We start from the raw sequence: 229 nt of genomic DNA, 5'->3' as shown, positions 1-229 counted from the left end.
GCCCACCAGCAGGGGAATGCGTCCCTGTGCAGTGATCTTGGCCATGACATCCAAGGCATCGCGGCGAAACTCGGCAGCCGAGTAAGCATCAGCTGGGTCGCGGATATCTATCAGATGATGAGGAAACGCCTCGAGAGTGGCCTTGTCCGGTTTGGCCGTACCGATATCCATCCCCCGATAGACCAGCGCGGAATCCACGCTGACCAGCTCGCAGGGCAAAACCTGAGCC

General features: G+C 59.8%; 1 pseudogene. It reads right to left on the bottom strand.

The window, feature by feature from the left end:
* Positions 1-229, bottom strand: a pseudogene (gene miaA, locus AC0IYH_RS34395) (tRNA (adenosine(37)-N6)-dimethylallyltransferase MiaA); the annotation flags it as partial.

This window comes from Pseudomonas sp. AC463 (assembly GCF_979253585.1).
Note: the sequence above shows the minus strand (reverse complement) of the source record. Positions and strands in the feature narration are given on the sequence as shown.